The sequence below is a fragment of the Saccharothrix sp. NRRL B-16314 genome (assembly GCF_000716595.1).
GTDB lineage: Bacteria > Actinomycetota > Actinomycetes > Mycobacteriales > Pseudonocardiaceae > Actinosynnema.
On sequence record NZ_JNXC01000001.1, the window covers coordinates 876,961 to 893,097 of the forward strand.

General features: G+C 71.5%; 14 protein-coding genes. 11 read left to right on the top strand and 3 right to left on the bottom strand.

All coding sequences use genetic code 11. The annotated features are described in order from the left end of the window. The first annotated feature begins 46 nt into the window (after window positions 1-46). The 3 genes from OQ02_RS04335 to groL all read left to right on the top strand — a co-directional run bounded on the left by OQ02_RS04335 (window position 47) and on the right by groL (window position 3,949). Entirely contained in the window at window positions 47-1,807 is a 1,761-nt protein-coding gene (locus tag OQ02_RS04335; protein WP_051771659.1) for a hypothetical protein, read from the top strand. Window positions 1,808-1,953: 146 nt separating this feature from the next. Beyond that, window positions 1,954-2,247 (top strand): co-chaperone GroES, encoded by a 294-nt coding sequence (groES, locus tag OQ02_RS04340; RefSeq protein ID WP_015105192.1) that lies wholly within the window; start codon window positions 1,954-1,956, stop codon window positions 2,245-2,247. 82 nt (window positions 2,248-2,329) lie between these two features. Further along, window positions 2,330-3,949, top strand: a complete 1,620-nt coding sequence (gene groL / locus OQ02_RS04345; protein WP_033436767.1) for a chaperonin GroEL — start codon at window positions 2,330-2,332, stop codon at window positions 3,947-3,949. 131 nt (window positions 3,950-4,080) lie between these two features. Here the strand turns inward: groL and OQ02_RS04350 are convergent, their stop codons facing one another. Continuing rightward, on the bottom strand, window positions 4,081-4,377 hold the full coding sequence (locus OQ02_RS04350; protein WP_033428626.1) for a WhiB family transcriptional regulator: 297 nt from the start codon (window positions 4,375-4,377) through the stop codon (window positions 4,081-4,083). Between the two features lie 270 nt (window positions 4,378-4,647). Here OQ02_RS04350 and OQ02_RS04355 point away from each other — a divergent pair, with 270 nt between their 5' ends. The 5 genes from OQ02_RS04355 (at window position 4,648) to OQ02_RS04375 (ending at window position 9,152) form a co-directional block, all read left to right on the top strand. Next, the gene (locus OQ02_RS04355; protein ID WP_033436768.1) at window positions 4,648-5,574 is read left to right on the top strand and encodes a MerR family transcriptional regulator; all 927 of its coding nucleotides are present in this window, start codon (window positions 4,648-4,650) and stop codon (window positions 5,572-5,574) included. 221 nt (window positions 5,575-5,795) lie between these two features. Continuing rightward, the gene (locus OQ02_RS04360) at window positions 5,796-6,698 is read left to right on the top strand and encodes a hypothetical protein (protein WP_156076862.1); all 903 of its coding nucleotides are present in this window, start codon (window positions 5,796-5,798) and stop codon (window positions 6,696-6,698) included. 80 nt (window positions 6,699-6,778) lie between these two features. Beyond that, window positions 6,779-7,375, top strand: coding sequence for a response regulator transcription factor (locus OQ02_RS04365; protein WP_015805222.1), 597 nt, complete (start codon window positions 6,779-6,781; stop codon window positions 7,373-7,375). A 271-nt stretch (window positions 7,376-7,646) separates the two neighbouring features. Further along, window positions 7,647-8,219: a sigma-70 family RNA polymerase sigma factor gene (locus tag OQ02_RS04370; RefSeq protein WP_033436769.1), complete on the top strand. Its 573-nt coding sequence runs from the start codon at window positions 7,647-7,649 to the stop codon at window positions 8,217-8,219. Between the two features lie 36 nt (window positions 8,220-8,255). Next, on the top strand, window positions 8,256-9,152 hold the full coding sequence (locus OQ02_RS04375; protein WP_231499854.1) for an anti-sigma-D factor RsdA: 897 nt from the start codon (window positions 8,256-8,258) through the stop codon (window positions 9,150-9,152). Window positions 9,153-9,211: 59 nt separating this feature from the next. Here the strand turns inward: OQ02_RS04375 and OQ02_RS04380 are convergent, their stop codons facing one another. Next, a complete protein-coding gene (locus tag OQ02_RS04380; RefSeq protein WP_051771664.1) occupies window positions 9,212-9,661 on the bottom strand; it encodes a DUF5319 domain-containing protein in 450 nt (149 codons plus the stop codon). 67 nt (window positions 9,662-9,728) lie between these two features. Here OQ02_RS04380 and guaB point away from each other — a divergent pair, with 67 nt between their 5' ends. Both guaB and OQ02_RS04390 read left to right on the top strand, forming a co-directional pair. Further along, on the top strand, window positions 9,729-11,243 hold the full coding sequence (gene guaB, locus OQ02_RS04385; protein ID WP_033436772.1) for an IMP dehydrogenase: 1,515 nt from the start codon (window positions 9,729-9,731) through the stop codon (window positions 11,241-11,243). Between the two features lie 60 nt (window positions 11,244-11,303). After that, window positions 11,304-12,437, top strand: a complete 1,134-nt coding sequence (locus OQ02_RS04390; protein WP_033436773.1) for a GuaB3 family IMP dehydrogenase-related protein — start codon at window positions 11,304-11,306, stop codon at window positions 12,435-12,437. A 57-nt stretch (window positions 12,438-12,494) separates the two neighbouring features. Here OQ02_RS04390 and OQ02_RS04395 read toward each other — a convergent pair whose 3' ends face one another. Beyond that, on the bottom strand, window positions 12,495-14,285 hold the full coding sequence (locus tag OQ02_RS04395; RefSeq protein ID WP_033436774.1) for a hypothetical protein: 1,791 nt from the start codon (window positions 14,283-14,285) through the stop codon (window positions 12,495-12,497). A 124-nt stretch (window positions 14,286-14,409) separates the two neighbouring features. On the opposite strand from OQ02_RS04395, the gene OQ02_RS04400 reads away from it, so the two are divergent. Next, window positions 14,410-16,128, top strand: a complete 1,719-nt coding sequence (locus OQ02_RS04400) for an FAD-dependent oxidoreductase (RefSeq protein ID WP_033436775.1) — start codon at window positions 14,410-14,412, stop codon at window positions 16,126-16,128. Window positions 16,129-16,137: the final 9 nt, after the last annotated feature.

The following is a 16,137-nucleotide window of genomic DNA, read 5'->3' on the forward strand; positions in this document are numbered from 1 at the left end:
AGGGGCAACCGCCGCCCCCCATCGACCGGATTGCGAGAACACTCGAATGGACGGCATCGGCACAGGCAACCAGCGACTCGTCGACCTGGTGGACAGGCGCACCAGGCTCCACCTCGAAGACCAGACGATCATCTTCCCCTGGCGGCGACCGTGCACGGTCAAGACCCTGCTGGTCACCGACGGCGGGCTCGACTTCGGCCTCGGCGACTTCGGTCTCCAGACCTTCGTGGACATCCTGCTCAACGACGGCCGCAGCTACGTGCGGTTCGAGATCACCGTGGCCCACCTGCGGCCAGGCGTCTCCAACGCCGGCGTCATGCTGGGCGCGCCGGGCATCGCCCGCAGCATCAAGGGCTTCGCGTTCGACGACCCGAACCACTTCACGCCCACCGGCTTCGACGAGGTGTGGCTGTTCGGGATCGAGACCAACTTCCACAACGGCGGCTACCCGAACCGGTCCGGCAACCCCGGCCGCTTCCCGGCCAACCGCCTCGGCGACGCCGAGCTGAACGCGCTGACCGCGCACATGAACAAGGGCGGTGGCATCTTCGCCACCGGCGACCACGGGTCCCTCGGCAACGCCCTGTGCGGCTCGGTCGACCGGGTCCGCAACATGCGCCACTGGGCGGACTTCGGCGTCGGCGAGGTCGGCATGGGAACCGCCCGCCGCAACGACTCCAACCGGGTCGGCCACGACGCGGGCTCGCAGTTCAGCGACCAGAGCGACGACGTGCCGCAGGTGCTCGACCTGAAGCTCTACTCGACCTACGCCAACATCCTGAAGGAAGCCCGCTACCCGCACCCGGTGATGTGCGGCCGGACGGGCCGGATCGACGTCTTCCCGGACCACCCGCACGAGGGCGAGACGCGGGTGCCGTCCAGCCTGGCCGGAGCCTGCCGGGACGGCTCGCCCGAGTACCCGGACGCCACCGACGGCACGGGGCAGCTGTCACCCGAGGTCGTCGCCCGGGGCCGCGTGCCGGCGGGCAACACCGCGTCGTCGAACGCGGGCGCGAACCTCAAGCAGCCGACCGTGGCGCACAGCTTCGGCGTGGTGTCCACCTACGACGGCCACCGCTGCGACGTCGGCCGGGTCGTCACCGACTCCACCTGGCACCACTTCGTCAACGTGAACCTGATCGGCGTGGTCGAGGGCGGCGGGTTCGACGACTTCCCCGGCGGCGGTGGCGGCACCCCCGGCACGCACCTGTCCAAGCACACCGGGTTCCTGTACAGCCCGTCCGGCCGCAACGCCCTGGACAAGATCAAGGAGTACTACGTCAACGTCGGCGTGTGGATCGCGCCGCCGGACCGGATCACGTGCATGCGGTCGCGGTTCTGGTGGGACCTGGTCTGGTCGGACCGGCTGGTCGAGGCGACCCTCATGCAGCCGGACGCGAGCGTGGGCCGGGTGCACCTCAGCGAGCTGTTCCAGATCGGCGTGCACGCCCGTGACGTGCTCGGCAGGCAGGCGAGCGCGTGCCAGACCCTGCACTGGGTGATCGACCAGGTCGTCCAGCTCGAACCCCGGCTGCGGCCGTGGCTCGACCCGTGGGGCCCCCTCGCGGGCAAGGTGGAGAACCCGCCGATCCCGTGGCTCGACCTCGAACCGCTGGCCGACATCGCCGTCGGCGGTGCGCTGGTCGCGCTGCGCGGCGCGTTCCCGTTCCCGGAGGAGGGGGTCGACTTCGACGACAAGGCCCGTGACGTGGTCACGAAGGGTGCGGCGGAGGCGCTGAGGCGTGGTTTCGAGCAGTTCCGCGCCGACTTGGAGGGCGTCGCCGGACTGGGTGCCCGGATGGAGTGACGGGGGCTCGTTGAACCGTTGGCACTCGCATGGGTAGAGTGCTAGATGCACGGCACCAGCAACCGCCCCGACCCCCGCGACGGCGGGGTGGCAGGAGCCGTAAACGCAACCTGCCAACGCTTTCGACGACCGTGGAGGTCAGCCCGGTGAGCGTGAACATCAAGCCGCTCGAGGACAAGATCGTCGTCCAGGCCAGTGAGGCCGAGACCACGACCGCTTCCGGCCTCGTGATCCCGGACACCGCGAAGGAGAAGCCCCAGGAGGGCAAGGTCATCGCGGTGGGCCCCGGCCGGATCGACGACAAGGGCAACCGCGTCCCGGTGGACGTGGCTGTCGGCGACGTCGTCATCTACTCGAAGTACGGCGGCACCGAGGTCAAGTACAACGGCGAGGAGTACCTCATCCTCTCCGCCCGCGACGTGCTGGCCGTCATCAACTGACGATCGGCTGACACGCAAGGCGCCCCGGCGAACCCCATCACCGGGGCTTCCCGGGGCGTTTCGCATCAAGAGAGGTTAAGCAATGCCCAAGCAGATCAGCTTCGACGAGGACGCTCGTCGGGCCCTTGAGCGCGGCGTGAACAAGCTCGCGGACACGGTCAAGGTGACCCTCGGTCCGCGCGGCAGGCACGTCGTGCTCGACAAGAAGTTCGGTGGGCCGACCGTCACCAACGACGGTGTGACCATCGCCCGCGAGATCGAGCTGGACGACGCGTTCGAGAACCTGGGCGCGCAGCTCGCCAAGAGCGTCGCGACCAAGACCAACGACGTGGCCGGCGACGGCACCACGACCGCGACCGTCCTGGCCCAGGCCATGGTGCGGGTGGGTCTGCGCAACGTCGCCGCGGGTGCGAACCCGATGTCCCTCGGCGTCGGCATCCAGGCCGCCGCCGAGGCCGTCGTCGACGCCCTCAAGGCCAAGGCGACCCCGGTCAAGGGCCGCGACAACATCGCCCAGGTCGGCACCGTCTCGTCCCGTGACGAGTCCATCGGCGCCCTGCTCGGCGAAGCCATCGAGAAGGTCGGCGAGGACGGTGTGATCACCGTCGAGGAGTCCTCCTCGATGGCCACCGAGCTCCAGATCACCGAGGGCGTGCAGTTCGACAAGGGCTACGTGTCGGCGCACTTCGCGACCGACCTCGAAGCCCAGGAGACGGTGTTCGAGGACGCCCGCATCCTGCTGCACCGCGAGAAGATCTCGGCGCTGGCCGACCTGCTGCCGATCCTGGAGAAGGTGGCCGAGAGCGGCAAGCCGCTGGTCATCATCGCCGAGGACGTCGAGGGCGAGGCGCTGTCCACCCTGGTCGTCAACGCCCTGCGCAAGACGCTGCGCGTGGTCGCCGTCAAGGCGCCCTACTTCGGCGACCGCCGCAAGGCGTTCCTGGACGACCTCGCGGTCGTCACCGGCGCCCAGGTGATCGCGGCCGAGGTCGGCCTCAAGCTGTCCGAGGCCAACCTGGACGTGCTGGGCTCCGCCCGTCGGGTCGTCGTGTCGAAGGACAACACGACCATCGTCGACGGCGGCGGCTCGAAGGCCGACGTGGCCGGTCGCTCGGAGCAGCTGCGCCGCGAGATCGAGGCCACCGACTCCGACTGGGACCGCGAGAAGCTGCAGGAGCGGCTGGCCAAGCTGTCCGGCGGCATCGCGGTGATCAAGGTCGGCGCGGCCACCGAGACCGAGCTGAAGGAGCGCAAGCACCGCATCGAGGACGCGGTGGCCGCGACCAAGGCAGCGGTCGAGGAGGGCATCGTGCCCGGCGGCGGTTCGGCGCTGGTGCACGCGGCCAAGGTGCTCGACGGCGGCCTCGGCCTGTCCGGTGACGAGGCGACCGGTGTCGCGATCGTCCGCGAGGCCCTCGGCTCGGCGCTCTTCTGGATCGCCGCGAACGCCGGTCTCGAAGGCGCGGTCGTGGTGAACAAGGTGAGCGAGCAGGAGTGGGGCTTCGGCCTCAACGCCGCCACGCTCGTCTACGGCGACCTGCTCGAAGCCGGGATCATCGACCCGGTGAAGGTCACCCGTTCCGCGGTCACGAACGCCGCTTCCATCGCCCGCATGGTGCTCACCACGGAGAGCGCCATCGTGGAGAAGAAGGAAGACGAGTCCGCCGCGGGCAACGGCCACGGTCACGGCCACGGTCACTGATCAACCGGCCGTCGACTCGGCGGCCGGTGTTCCGGCTGGTCGGATCGGCAGCGAACGCGGAGGGGCGGCACCCAGCGAGGTGCCGCCCCTCCGTGCGTTCGGCGCGTCGGTGCCCGGTCTGCCCGTTCCGCTCAAGCAGGCGTCAACTGCCGCTTGCGCGCCTTGATGATGCTGTCCCGCTCGGACTCCGAGAGACCACCCCAGATCCCGTACGGCTCCTGCACCGCCAAGGCGTGCCGCCGACACATCTCCAGCACCGGGCACGACAGGCACACGGCCTTCGCCCGTGCCTCCCGCCGTGCCCGTGCCGGTCCGCGCTCCCCGTCCGGGTGGAAGAAGAACGCGCTGTCCATCCCGCGGCACGAGCCGCGCATCTGCCAGTCCCACAGATCCGCGTTGGGACCGGGAAGCCTTCGGGTGTCCGCCATCGAGACCGCCTCCTTGGCCCATGGACGTGAACTGCTCCATTCGGCTTAATGGTGATCCACCGTAGAACCGCGCCAAAACTTGTTCAAGGGGGTGCGGGGGCATTTTCCGGCAATTCATACGATGGGTGAGCGGTCGGTGCCCGTCCCGGAGTTGCCGGTGACGGCAGGTGAACGGACGATGTCAGCGTGATGACGCCCCCCGACCACACCGGGACCGTGCCGGAAGGCGATCCGGAAACCATTGCGGCAGAAGACGATCCAGCGCATTCGGTGACCCTCTCGGTGGCCGCCGTCGCCCGCAGGCTCGGTGTCGCGCCGGCCACCCTGCGCACGTGGGACCGCCGGTACGGCCTCGGACCGAGCGATCACACGACCGGGCGACACAGGAAGTACGCGCCACTCGATGTAGCACGCCTCGAGCTGATGCAGCGGGCCCTGCTGCGCGGGGCGTCGTCCGCCGAGGCCGCCAAGTACGCCCTCGCGAGCCCCGTGCGCCCGGCGCGGGTGGCCGGGCCGGCGTTGCTGACCGGCGGTGAGCTGGACGGGGTGTCGGGCTCGGCCGGTGGTCGCGGGCTCAGGTTGCAGGCGGCGAACCGCCGGGCGCGCGGGGTGGGGCGGGCGGCGCTGGCGATGGACTCGGCGGCCGTGCAGACGCTGCTGGCCGACGCGATCGAGGTGGACGGCGTGGTGGCGGCGTGGGACGAGGTGGTCCGCCCGGTGATGTCCGCGCTGGCGGCGAGGTGGGACCAGTCGGGCGCGGGGGTGGAGGTGTCGCACCTGGTGGAGGAGTGCGTGCTGGCCGCCGTGCTCCGCGCGACACCGGTCGTGACCAGCCCGCGCAACCACCGGCCCGTGCTGCTGGCGTGCATGCCGGACGAGCGGCACAACCTGCCGCTCTACCCGTTGGCGGCGGTGCTGGCGCAGCGGGGGATCGGTGCCAGGCAGTTGGGGGCGGCGCTGCCGTCGGACGCGCTGGCCGTGGCCGTGCGCCGCACCGCGCCGTCGGCGGTGGTGCTCTGGGCGCAGCTCTCGCGCTACGCCGATCCGGGTGTCGTGGCGGCCCTGCCGAGGACCCGCCAGCAGGTGCGCGTGTTCGCCGGCGGCCCCGGCTGGGAGCGCGGCGTCGTGCCGCAGCCGGCGGAGCGCATCAACGACCTGGCGTCCGCGGCGGACGCCGTGGAACGTGCCGTCTGCTGACCCACCCCACCCCGTCCCACCCCGCCCGGTTCGCCACGCGGCTGGTCGGTGACGTTCTCAGGCCGCCGGCTCGTGGTCCCCGAGTGGTGGCCTCGCGGTGCCCGAGTGGTGGACTCGGGCCTGGACTCGCGGGTTCGGATAGTCGACTCGCGAGGCTTCGGCGGTCGGTCAGGTGGCGGTCGGTCAGGTGGGCTGTCGGTCAGGTGGGCGGGGTGGGTCAGGTGGGCTGGTTGCGACAGGTGGCGTTCGGGGACCGGCCGGGGGACGAGGTCTGGGGCGCGCTGGCCGGTGGGGTCGAGGAGCGGTGGTTGGCCGCCGTGGCGCTGGGCGGGCAGGGGCATTACGCGGCGGCTGCCGGGGTGCTGGGTGACGTGATGCGGGCCGGAGGGCTGTTCGGGTCCTTGGCGGCTTCCACGTTGGCCTCGCACCGGCGGCAGCTGGGCGGGCACGCGGCGGCGCGAAGCCTCGACGGGCGGGCGCTGGCCCTGGTGACCGCTGCCGAGGGCGAGAGCGGTGACGCGGACGACGTCGACCTGGCCGGCGCGCGGGCCGACGCGTTGTTGGGGTTGGCCGCCGACGCGGTGGGCGCGGGGCGGCTGGTCGAGGCCCGGCGACTGCACGCGAGGGTCGAGCCGCGCGGTTGGCGCAGCCGGGTGCGGCACCAGTGGCTGGCGGCCGAGATCGCGTTGGCCGGCGGTCACGCGGAGCAGGCGGTGCGCCCGGCCGAGGTGGCCGCCGCGACCGCCCGGGAGGCCGGCGCGACGCGACACATCCTCAAGTCCGACCTCGTCCTGGGGACCGCACTCGTGGTGTGGGGGACACCCGAAAGCGTTGGCCGAGGCCTCGACCTGCTGTACTGTGACTTAAATCACACGCACCGGAGCGGCCTGATCTCGTTGATCTGGCCGACGGCGCTCGTCCTGGCGAACGCCCAGGCTGACCGCAGTATTGCGGGAAGCGAAAACGTGAAGGACAGCGCCAAAAACGCTCTGAGCTGCGTGTTGCGCAGAGCCGACCCGCTCGGTCGCCACCTCGCCGCACTCTCGCCGTGGATCCCGACTGCGCTGCTCCGTTCCGGGGAACCCCCGAACGCAGATGCTGAGACGAACTTCTTGACGGATTAAGCACCGGATCGTGTCAAGGTTCGGCCTCTAGCGTCCGATAGGGGATGTGGAACGTCACTCGGCTGCAGGAAGGAGTCCCCGTGACCACGGTCCTTATTTGCGACGACCGGCGCAGTGTGCGGGAGGGTCTCACCCGCGTGATGTCGGCTGTCCCAGGGGTTAGCCGCATCGACTGCGTAGCGCACGGTGACGAGTTGTTGGCTCGGTTCTCTCGGCAGCCGGTCGACGTCGTACTGGTTGGCACCCAGCGCGCCGTCCCGACCGGGGTCGAAGCGACCCGACGACTCGTCTCGGCCAACCCGCAGGCAAACGTCATCGTCTTCGGCGCACCGGACGACGCGGGCAGCATCGCCGCGGCGATCGCCGGCGGCGCCCGCGGCTACCTCCGCTGGGACGCCTCGCGCCCCGAGCTGGTGGCCGCGCTGGCGCACACGCTCGCGAGCACCAGCGTGCCCGCGCCGCGGCAACCGTCGGACCCGGGCGTCCAGCTCACCGAGCGCGAGCTCCAGGTGTTGCGCGGGATGAGCCAGGGCAAGAGCAACGGGCAGATCGGGCGCGAGCTCTACCTGTCCGAGGACACGGTGAAGACGCACGCCCGCCGCTTGTTCCGCAAGCTGGGTGTGCGGGACCGCGCGCAGGCCGTGGCACACGGCTTCCGCCGCGGTCTCGTCTCGTAGGCCTGAGAGGACCTGCGGGGCCCCGTAAGACGGGTCACACCGGCACTCCCGACCTTCCCGGGCCGGCCCGGCGACGCCACTGTCGCCGGGCCGGTTCGCGTTCCCGGCGTGTCGCCTGGTCGGACTAGGTCCAAAGACCCCTTCATGACCCCGTTGCCGTGCTTTGGGGCGCGCGACCGGTACGGTAAGCATCACCGGTACGGGCGACGTCGATCGTCCCGTGCTGTTCTATGTCGTACGCCTACGCGTAACACCAGGGCAGTTGTCTGCGATGACCAACTTGGGGGACGGACTGGACGCCGAAGTGGGCGCAGCCGTCGATGGCGACCGCCACGCGATCGAGCGGCTCCTGGCATCCATCCGACCCCTCGTGGTGCGGTACTGCCGCGCCCGAGTCGGCAGGCAGGAGAGGTCATTCGCTTCGGCGGACGACGTGGCCCAGGAGGTGTGTCTCGCGGTGCTGACGGCCCTTCCCAGCTATCGAGACCAGGGTCGACCGTTCCTGGCGTTCGTCTACGGCATCGCCGCGCACAAGGTCGCGGACGCACACCGCTCAGCCGCCAGGAACCGGTCCGAACCGGTGCCGGAGGTACCCGACGCACCCGAGACGGAGGCCGGTCCGGAGCAGCGCGCCATGCAGGGCGAGCTGTCGGAGCGGATGGCCGTGCTCCTGAAGGTCCTGCCGGAGAAGCAGCGGGAAATCCTGCTGCTCCGAGTGGTCGTCGGCCTGTCGGCCGAGGAGACCGCCGACGCGGTCGGCTCGACGCCGGGTGCGGTGAGGGTGGCGCAACACCGAGCCCTCGCCCGCCTGCGCAAGACGTTGGCAGCGGAGGAGGTGGTCTGAGTGGCCGACCAGCACGAGAAGGGCAATGGAGAAGTCGTGCGCGGACGAGATGAGAGACCGCCGCAGTCTGATGACACCCTGGCCGACGACGCGTCGATCGAGCCGGGTGACGACCTCGCGGGCATCAGGGCCGACGACGCGCTGCTCGACGCGTTGGGCGACCGGGACGGCGACCAGCCGGACTCGCTCGTCGAGGACGAGCTGAACGCACTGCTGCTGGCCTGGCGCCGGGAAGTGGACGACCCGCCCATGGGCGAGCTCGTCGACACCGACACCGCGGCGGCCACGATCGCCGCCGCCCGCACCCAGCCCCGCGGCAAGAACCGCTTCCTGATCCCCATCGCGAGCGCCGCCGCCGTGCTGGCGATCGCGTTCACCGGGATGAGCCTGGTGGCCCGCGACGCGCAGCCCGGCGACACGCTCTGGGGCCTGACCAGGGTCCTCTACTCCGAGCACGCCCGGTCGGTGGAAGCCGCCGTCGCGGTCAAGGACGATCTCGACACCGCCCGCGCGGCACTGCGCGACGGCCGCTACGGCGAGGCAAGGGACGCGCTGCTGAAGGCGGGTCAGAGCCTGCCGTCGGTCTCCCCGGACGACGGCAAGGACGACCTGACCCAGAAGCGCGAGTCGCTGCTGGAGGAGCTGACCAGCACCACGCCGACCCCGACCGTCCCGCCGACCACGATCACCCAGGCCACCACGCCGACGCTGCCGACCACGTCCCCGGTCGGGCCGACCTCGCCCTCGGTCACCACGACCACGCCGCCGGTCACCACGACCGCGCCGACGACGACCACCACCGAGCCGATCCCGAGCACGGTGGCCACCGCCCAGCCCACCTCGGTCGAGACCCCGAGCGGTAAGACCAGGGGCGAGGGCGAGACGGTCACGCCGGGCACCACGGACGGCGTCCAGACCGCTCCCGGGAACTAGCCGCACGCACGATGTGACGAAGCCCGCCCCTCGCACGGGGGGCGGGCTTCGTCACAACTTCAGCGGGCGCTCTCGGTGGCGGTGACGCCGTCGGCGTAGCCGCGGCAGTACTCCCAGCTGACGTAGGACGTCGGATCGGGGTCGTACGCGGGCTCGTGCGGGCGCATCCGGCCGTCGGCCAGCAGCTGCTCCAGGCTCGACCGCAGCAGTGCCCAGTCGTGGTAGTGCGGCTCCTGGCACTCGCCGCAGTCCACCACGATTCCCCTGACACCACGGGGTTCCAGCAGCGCTTGGTACACGGCGAGGTCGCTGAGGTCGCCGATCAGCTCGGCCCGCTCGGCGTCGTCCATCGGCGGCTGGTCGTGGTCGTGGTCGGGCTCGCCGAGGACCCGGGCCGGGTCCTCCGGGTCGCCCGCGAACGGGTCTGGTGGCAACGCGTCGTGCGGCACGACCCCGCACGGTACCGGGCGGACCCCCGCCCGCGTCCAGATACCATGACCTGAACCCATCCCGCCTGTGGAAACCCCTCCTCCGCGGCGGCGGGATCACCGCACGACGGAAGGCAAGCCAGCCGCCATGACCAGCGAGCTCAACGCTGACGGAGTCCCGCCCAAGTTCGCCATGCTGGGACTGACCTTCGACGACGTACTGCTGCTGCCCGCCGAGTCGGAGGTCATCCCGAGCGGCGTGGACACGAAGACCAAGCTGTCCCGCAACGTCACCCTGGGCATCCCGATGGCGTCGGCCGCGATGGACACGGTGACCGAGGCGCGGATGGCCATCGCGATGGCCCGCCAGGGCGGCATCGGGGTGCTGCACCGCAACCTGTCGATCGAGGACCAGGCCCGCCAGGTCGAGACGGTCAAGCGGTCCGAGGCGGGCATGGTGACCGACCCGGTGACCTGCACCCCGGACGACACGATCAAGCACGTCGACGACCTGTGCGCCCGCTACCGGATCTCCGGCGTGCCGGTGACGGACCCGAGCGGCAAGCTCGTCGGCATCATCACCAACCGCGACATGCGCTTCGAGGTGGACCACTCGCGCAAGGTCAGCGAGGTGATGACGAAGGGTCCGCTGGTCACGGCGCAGGTCGGCGTGTCGGCGGAGGCCGCGCTCGGCCTGCTGCGCCGGCACAAGGTCGAGAAGCTGCCGATCGTGGACGGCGACGGCAAGCTGCGCGGCCTGATCACGGTCAAGGACTTCGTCAAGACCGAGCAGTACCCGAACGCCTCGAAGGACCCGGACGGCCGGCTGCTGTGCGCCGCCGCGATCGGCACCGGCGAGGACAGCTTCGCGCGGGCCATGAGCCTGGCCGAGGCGGGCATCGACGTGATCATGGTCGACACCGCGCACGGCCACCAGCGCTACGTGCTGGAGATGGTCGCCAGGGTGAAGAAGGAACTCGGTGACGAGGTCGACGTGGTCGGCGGCAACGTCGCCACCCGCGGTGGCGCCCAGGCGCTGGTGGACGCGGGCGCGGACGGCGTGAAGGTCGGCGTCGGCCCCGGCTCGATCTGCACCACGCGCGTGGTCGCGGGCGTCGGCGTGCCGCAGATCAGCGCGATCTACGAGGCGAACCTGGCGTGCGGCCCCGCGGGCGTCCCGGTGATCGGCGACGGCGGCATCCAGTTCTCCGGTGACATCGCCAAGGCCATCGCGGCCGGCGCGAGCGTGGTCATGCTCGGCAGCCTGCTCGCGGGCACCGCGGAGGCGCCGGGCGAGGTGATCCTCGTCAACGGCAAGCAGTTCAAGACCTACCGCGGCATGGGGTCGCTGGCGGCGCTGCGCGGGCGTGGCGACAACAGCAAGTCGTACTCCCGGGACCGCTACTTCCAGGACGACGTGCTGTCCGAGGACAAGCTGGTGCCCGAAGGCATCGAGGGGCGCACGCCGTTCCGCGGCCCGTTGTCGCAGGTGGCGTACCAGTTGGTGGGTGGTCTGCGGATGGCGATGGGCTACACCGGCTCGAAGACGGTCGCGGAGCTCCAGCAGAAGCAGCTGGTGCGGATCACGGCGGCCGGGTTGAAGGAGAGCCACCCGCACGACATCACGATGACGGTCGAAGCCCCGAACTACACGACCCGCTGAACATCACCCGCGTGAGCTAGGGTTCCCAAGTTCCGCTGGCTCCACGGAAGGACGACGAAGGTGCGCGATCTGGTCGAGATCGGCATGGGCCGGACCGCGAGGCGGGCCTACGAGCTGGACGACCTCGAAATCATCCCGTCCCGGAGGACCCGGTCCTCCAAGGACGTGTCGACGGCGTGGCAGATCGACGCCTACCGGTTCGAGATCCCGCTGATCACCCACCCCACGGACGCCATCGTGTCGCCGGGCACGGCCGTCGCGATCGGCGAGCTGGGCGGCATGGGCGTGCTCAACGCGGAGGGCCTGTGGGCCCGGCACAGCGACGTCGAAGAGGCGTTGTTCCGGCTGGTGCAGGCGGTGGAGGACACCGACGACCCGGCCGGTCCGGTGAAGGTGCTCCAGGAGCTGCACTCGGCCCCGGTCCGGATGGACCTCATCGCCGAGGCGATCAAGCAGGTGCGCGAGTCGGGCGTGACGGTCGCGGTGCGGGTCAGCCCGCAGCGGGCCGCCGAGCTGACCCCGGACCTGCTGGCCGCGGGCGTCGAGATCCTGGTCGTGCAGGGCACGATCATCTCGGCCGAGCACGTGTCCCGCGACGGTGAGCCGCTGAACCTGAAGTCGTTCATCGCCGACCTGGACATCCCGGTGATCGCGGGCGGCGTCGGCGACTACCGGACCGCGATGCACCTGATGCGCACGGGCGCGGCGGGCGTCGTCGTCGGCTACGGCTACACGCCGGGCGTGACCACGACGGACTCCGTCCTCGGCATCGGTGTCCCGATGGCCACGGCCATCGCGGACGCCGCCGCGGCGCGTCGGGACTACCTGGACGAGACCGGTGGCCGGTACGTGCACGTGATCGCCGACGGTGGCGTGCTGACCAGCGGTGACATCGCGAAGTCGATCGCGTGCGGTGCGGACGCGGTGATGCTGGGCGAGCCGCTGGCGGCGGCGTCCGAGGCGCCGGGCCAGGGCCTGTACTGGACCGCCGCGTCGGCGCACCCCTCGGTGCCGCGCAGCCACGTGTCCACCGGTGTGGACCAGGTGGTGGACCTGCGGACGCTGCTGTTCGGGCCGTCCGTCGACCCGCGCGGCGTGACGAACCTGTTCGGCTCGCTGCGCCGGGCGATGGCGAAGACCGGCTACTCGGACCTGAAGGAATTCCAGAAGGTCGGGCTGACGATCCGCGGCTGAGCCCGCGCCGTCGACCCACACCGCTGCCCCCGGACCCGTCCGGGGGCAGCGGTCGTTTCAGAACAGGGCGGGCACGCCCGGGCAGTGCACGCCGGGCACGTCGGCCAGTTGCGGGGGCAGCGCGCCGTCCGCGCCGGTCGGGAACGTGAAGCTCTCGTCGGTGACCCGGACGAGCCGGCCGGACTCGTCGGCCGCGTACGTCACCTCGCGGAGCACGTACTCGGTGGAGCCCGTCCGGGCGGTCCGGGTCCGCAGCAGCCGGCGGCCGTCCTCCTCCAGGCACCGGATGCCGGACGCCTCCTGCGCGCCCGCGCCGACGACCGGGCCGGTGAGGTCGCCCTGGACCTCGGTGAGCCGGCCGTCCGCGTACCGGAAGAGCCCCAGCACCACGCCGTTCGCCTTCGTGCCGAGCGGGACGAGGAGTTCGGCCCGGCCGTCCCCGGTGAGGTCGGTCGCGCCCGCCCAGTGCGGCACGCCCTGGTCGACGGTCGCGGTGAGGGCGACGGTCTCCGATCGCCCGCCGGCGAACGCGAGCTTCACCGACGTGGTGCCCCGCTGGTCGCGGACGACCGTGGCGCGGTCGGGTGCGCCGTCGCCGTCGAAGTCCCCGGTCGCGGAGCCCGCCTCGTAGTCACGCCCGACGCGGGCCAGGCACACGGCGTCGCGCGGGTCGCAGAGGTGCTCCAGCACCTGGTCGCTCCCGGTCCGGCGGGGCATCGGCGCGGCGAGGCTGAGCACGCCGTCGGCGATGTGGGTCGGCTCGGGCCCGCGTTCCAGGACGAGGTCCGCGCCGCCCCAGTGATCTCCGGTGAACCGGGTGACGACCTCCGACCCGTCGCGCAGGGACCGCGAGCCGAGGGTGAGGTCGGTCGAGACCTGCGTCCACCTGTTGTGGTCGAGCACCCATTCGCCGCTGGTGGGCCCGATGGACGCCTCCCCGTCGCACACGCTCGCCAGCACCGCCGCGTGCAGGCGGTCGTCGTGGTCCCACCACGCGGACAGGACGGTGGTGCTGGTGGCGGCGTCGACGTCGGGGACGGGAGTGGCACCGCTGAGGTCGGTCGGCACGGTGCTCTGCCGCGACGGCAGGGCGACGAACACCTCGGCGGCGTGCTCGCAGGAGCCCTGGGGCGCCTGGAAGCCGCCGACGACCGCGTACACGGTGTTGCCCTCGTGGTCCACGGCCACGGCGGCGTCCACGAGTTCGCGCAGGAACGTCCGCCCTTGCCGGTCGCGGCGGGCGTGGGTGGCGGTGCCGACCGGTGACGTCGTGCCGTCGGGCCTGACCCGGAGGTGGACCTCGCCGCCCGTCCGGTCCACGCCTTGCAGCAGCACTTCGCCGTTCGTGCCGGAGAAGATGGCCGCGTCGACCAGCGGCGGGAGGTCGGCGGGGACGTCGGCCGGCGGCGTGGCGCGGCCCAGGTCGAGCCGGAGCAGGCCGGAGAAGCCGTCGCCGTCCTGGGTGCCGACCATCAGGACGTCGTTGCCGGCGGCGGCGACGCGTGCGCAGGTGTCGCACGGCAAGGTGCGTTCGGCGCCGGAACGGGCGTCCAGCGTGACGAGCTCGCGTGCCGCGTCCCCTTCGGCGAGGAAGGCCACGTGGTTGCCGTCGTCGGTCCACACCATGCGGCCGGTTGCCGCGCCCTGCGTCGACCAGCGGGTGACGACGTCGTCGCCCCGCATGACGACGACGTGGTCGTCGGTCGCGTACGAGTAGACGCCGGGGTCGGAACGGGGTGCGCTCGACGGGTGCGTGAAGGCGCCGAGCAGCACGACGGCGCCGGCCACCGCGAGGTGGCGTGCCTGGTTGCTCGACCGCGCGTCACGGTCCGCTCGCCTGCGGATCACCCGTGCAGCGTAGGCGTCGGCGTCCGCCGGTTCTTGTCGAGTCGTGTCGAGCCTCCTGGTCCGACCTGGGCCTGAACCGGTCGAGGACTAGCTGTTACCGGAAGTAACCCCTAACCTCGCAACCATGGGTGAACTCGCCGGTAACAACACCGACTACGACGTCGTGGTGGTGGGCTCGGGCTTCGGCGGCAGCGTCGCCGCGCTCCGGCTCACCGAGAAGGGCTACCGGGTGGCCGTGGTCGAGGCGGGCCGCCGGTTCGCCGACGACGAGTTCGCCAAGACGTCCTGGAACCTGCGTCGCTACCTGTGGGCGCCCGCGCTGGGCTGCTACGGCATCCAGCGCATCCACGCCCTGCGCAGCGTGATGGTCCTGGCCGGTTCCGGCGTCGGCGGCGGGTCGCTGGTCTACGCCAACACCCTGTACCGGCCGCTCAAGCCGTTCTACGCGGACCGGCAGTGGGCGCACATCACCGACTGGGAATCCGAGCTGGCCCCGTTCTACGACCAGGCGAGCCGGATGCTCGGCGTGGTGGAGAACCCGACCACGACGCCGTCGGACGCGGTCATGCGGCAGGTCGCCGAGGACATGGGCGTCGCCGACACGTACCACCCGACGCCGGTCGGCGTGTTCTTCGGCGAGCCGGGCAAGGCCGCCGAAGACCCGTACTTCGGTGGCGCGGGACCGGCCCGGACCGGGTGCACCGAGTGCGGCGCGTGCATGTCGGGCTGCCGGGTCGGCGCGAAGAACACGCTGGTCAAGAACTACCTGTACCTCGCCGAGCGGAACGGCGCGGAGGTGCTGCCGCTGACCACCGTCACCGACCTGCGCCAGGCGCCGGACGGCACGTGGGCGGTCGGCACCCGGCGCACCGGCGGCAAGCTGCGCAAGGGCCGCCGCACGATCACCGCGGGCCAGGTCGTGCTGGCCGCGGGCACGTGGGGCACCCAGCAGCTGCTGCACCGGATGCGGGACGAGGGCGCGTTGCCGGGGATCTCGCCCAAGCTCGGCGAGCTGACCAGGACGAACTCCGAGTCGATCATCGGCGCGGGTCGCTTCACGGTGGACGAGGAGCGCAACTTCAGCCAGGGCGTGGCCATCACGTCGTCCATCCACCCGGACGAGCAGACCCACATCGAGCCCGTGCGCTACGGCAAGGGCAGCAACGCCATGGGGCTGCTCCAGACGCTGGCCACGGACGGCGCGAAGTCGACGCCCCGCATCCTGCAGTTCCTGTCCCAGGCGGTGCGGCACCCGCTGCGGTTCGCCCGGCTGCTGTCCGTGCACCGGTGGAGCGAGCGGACGGTGATCCTGCTGGTGATGCAGAGCCTGGACAACTCCATCACCACGTTCACCAAGAAGGGCCTGTTCGGCCGCAAGCTCAGCTCGAAGCAGGGCCACGGCGAGCCGAACCCGACGTTCATCCCGGCCGGGCACCGGGCGAACCTGCTCGCCGCGCGGCACATCGACGGCATCGCGGGCGGCACGTGGAGCGAGCTGTTCGACATCCCGCTGACCGCCCACTTCATCGGCGGCTGCGCGATCGGGGCGGACCCGGAGACCGGCGTGATCGACCCGTACCACCGGGTCTACGGCTACCCGGGGCTGTCCGTGGTGGACGGCGCGGCGATCTCGGCGAACCTGGGCGTGAACCCGTCGCTCACGATCACGGCGCAGGCCGAGCGGGCGTTCTCGGTGTGGCCGAACAAGGGCGAGCAGGACCGGCGCCCGGACCAGGCCTCCGGGTACCGGCGGATCGCTCCGGTGCCACCTCTGCGGCCCGCCGTCCCGGCCGGTGCGCCCGGCGCCCTGCGGCTGCCGATCGTGGAGGTCAAGTCGTCCTGACCCGGCCGT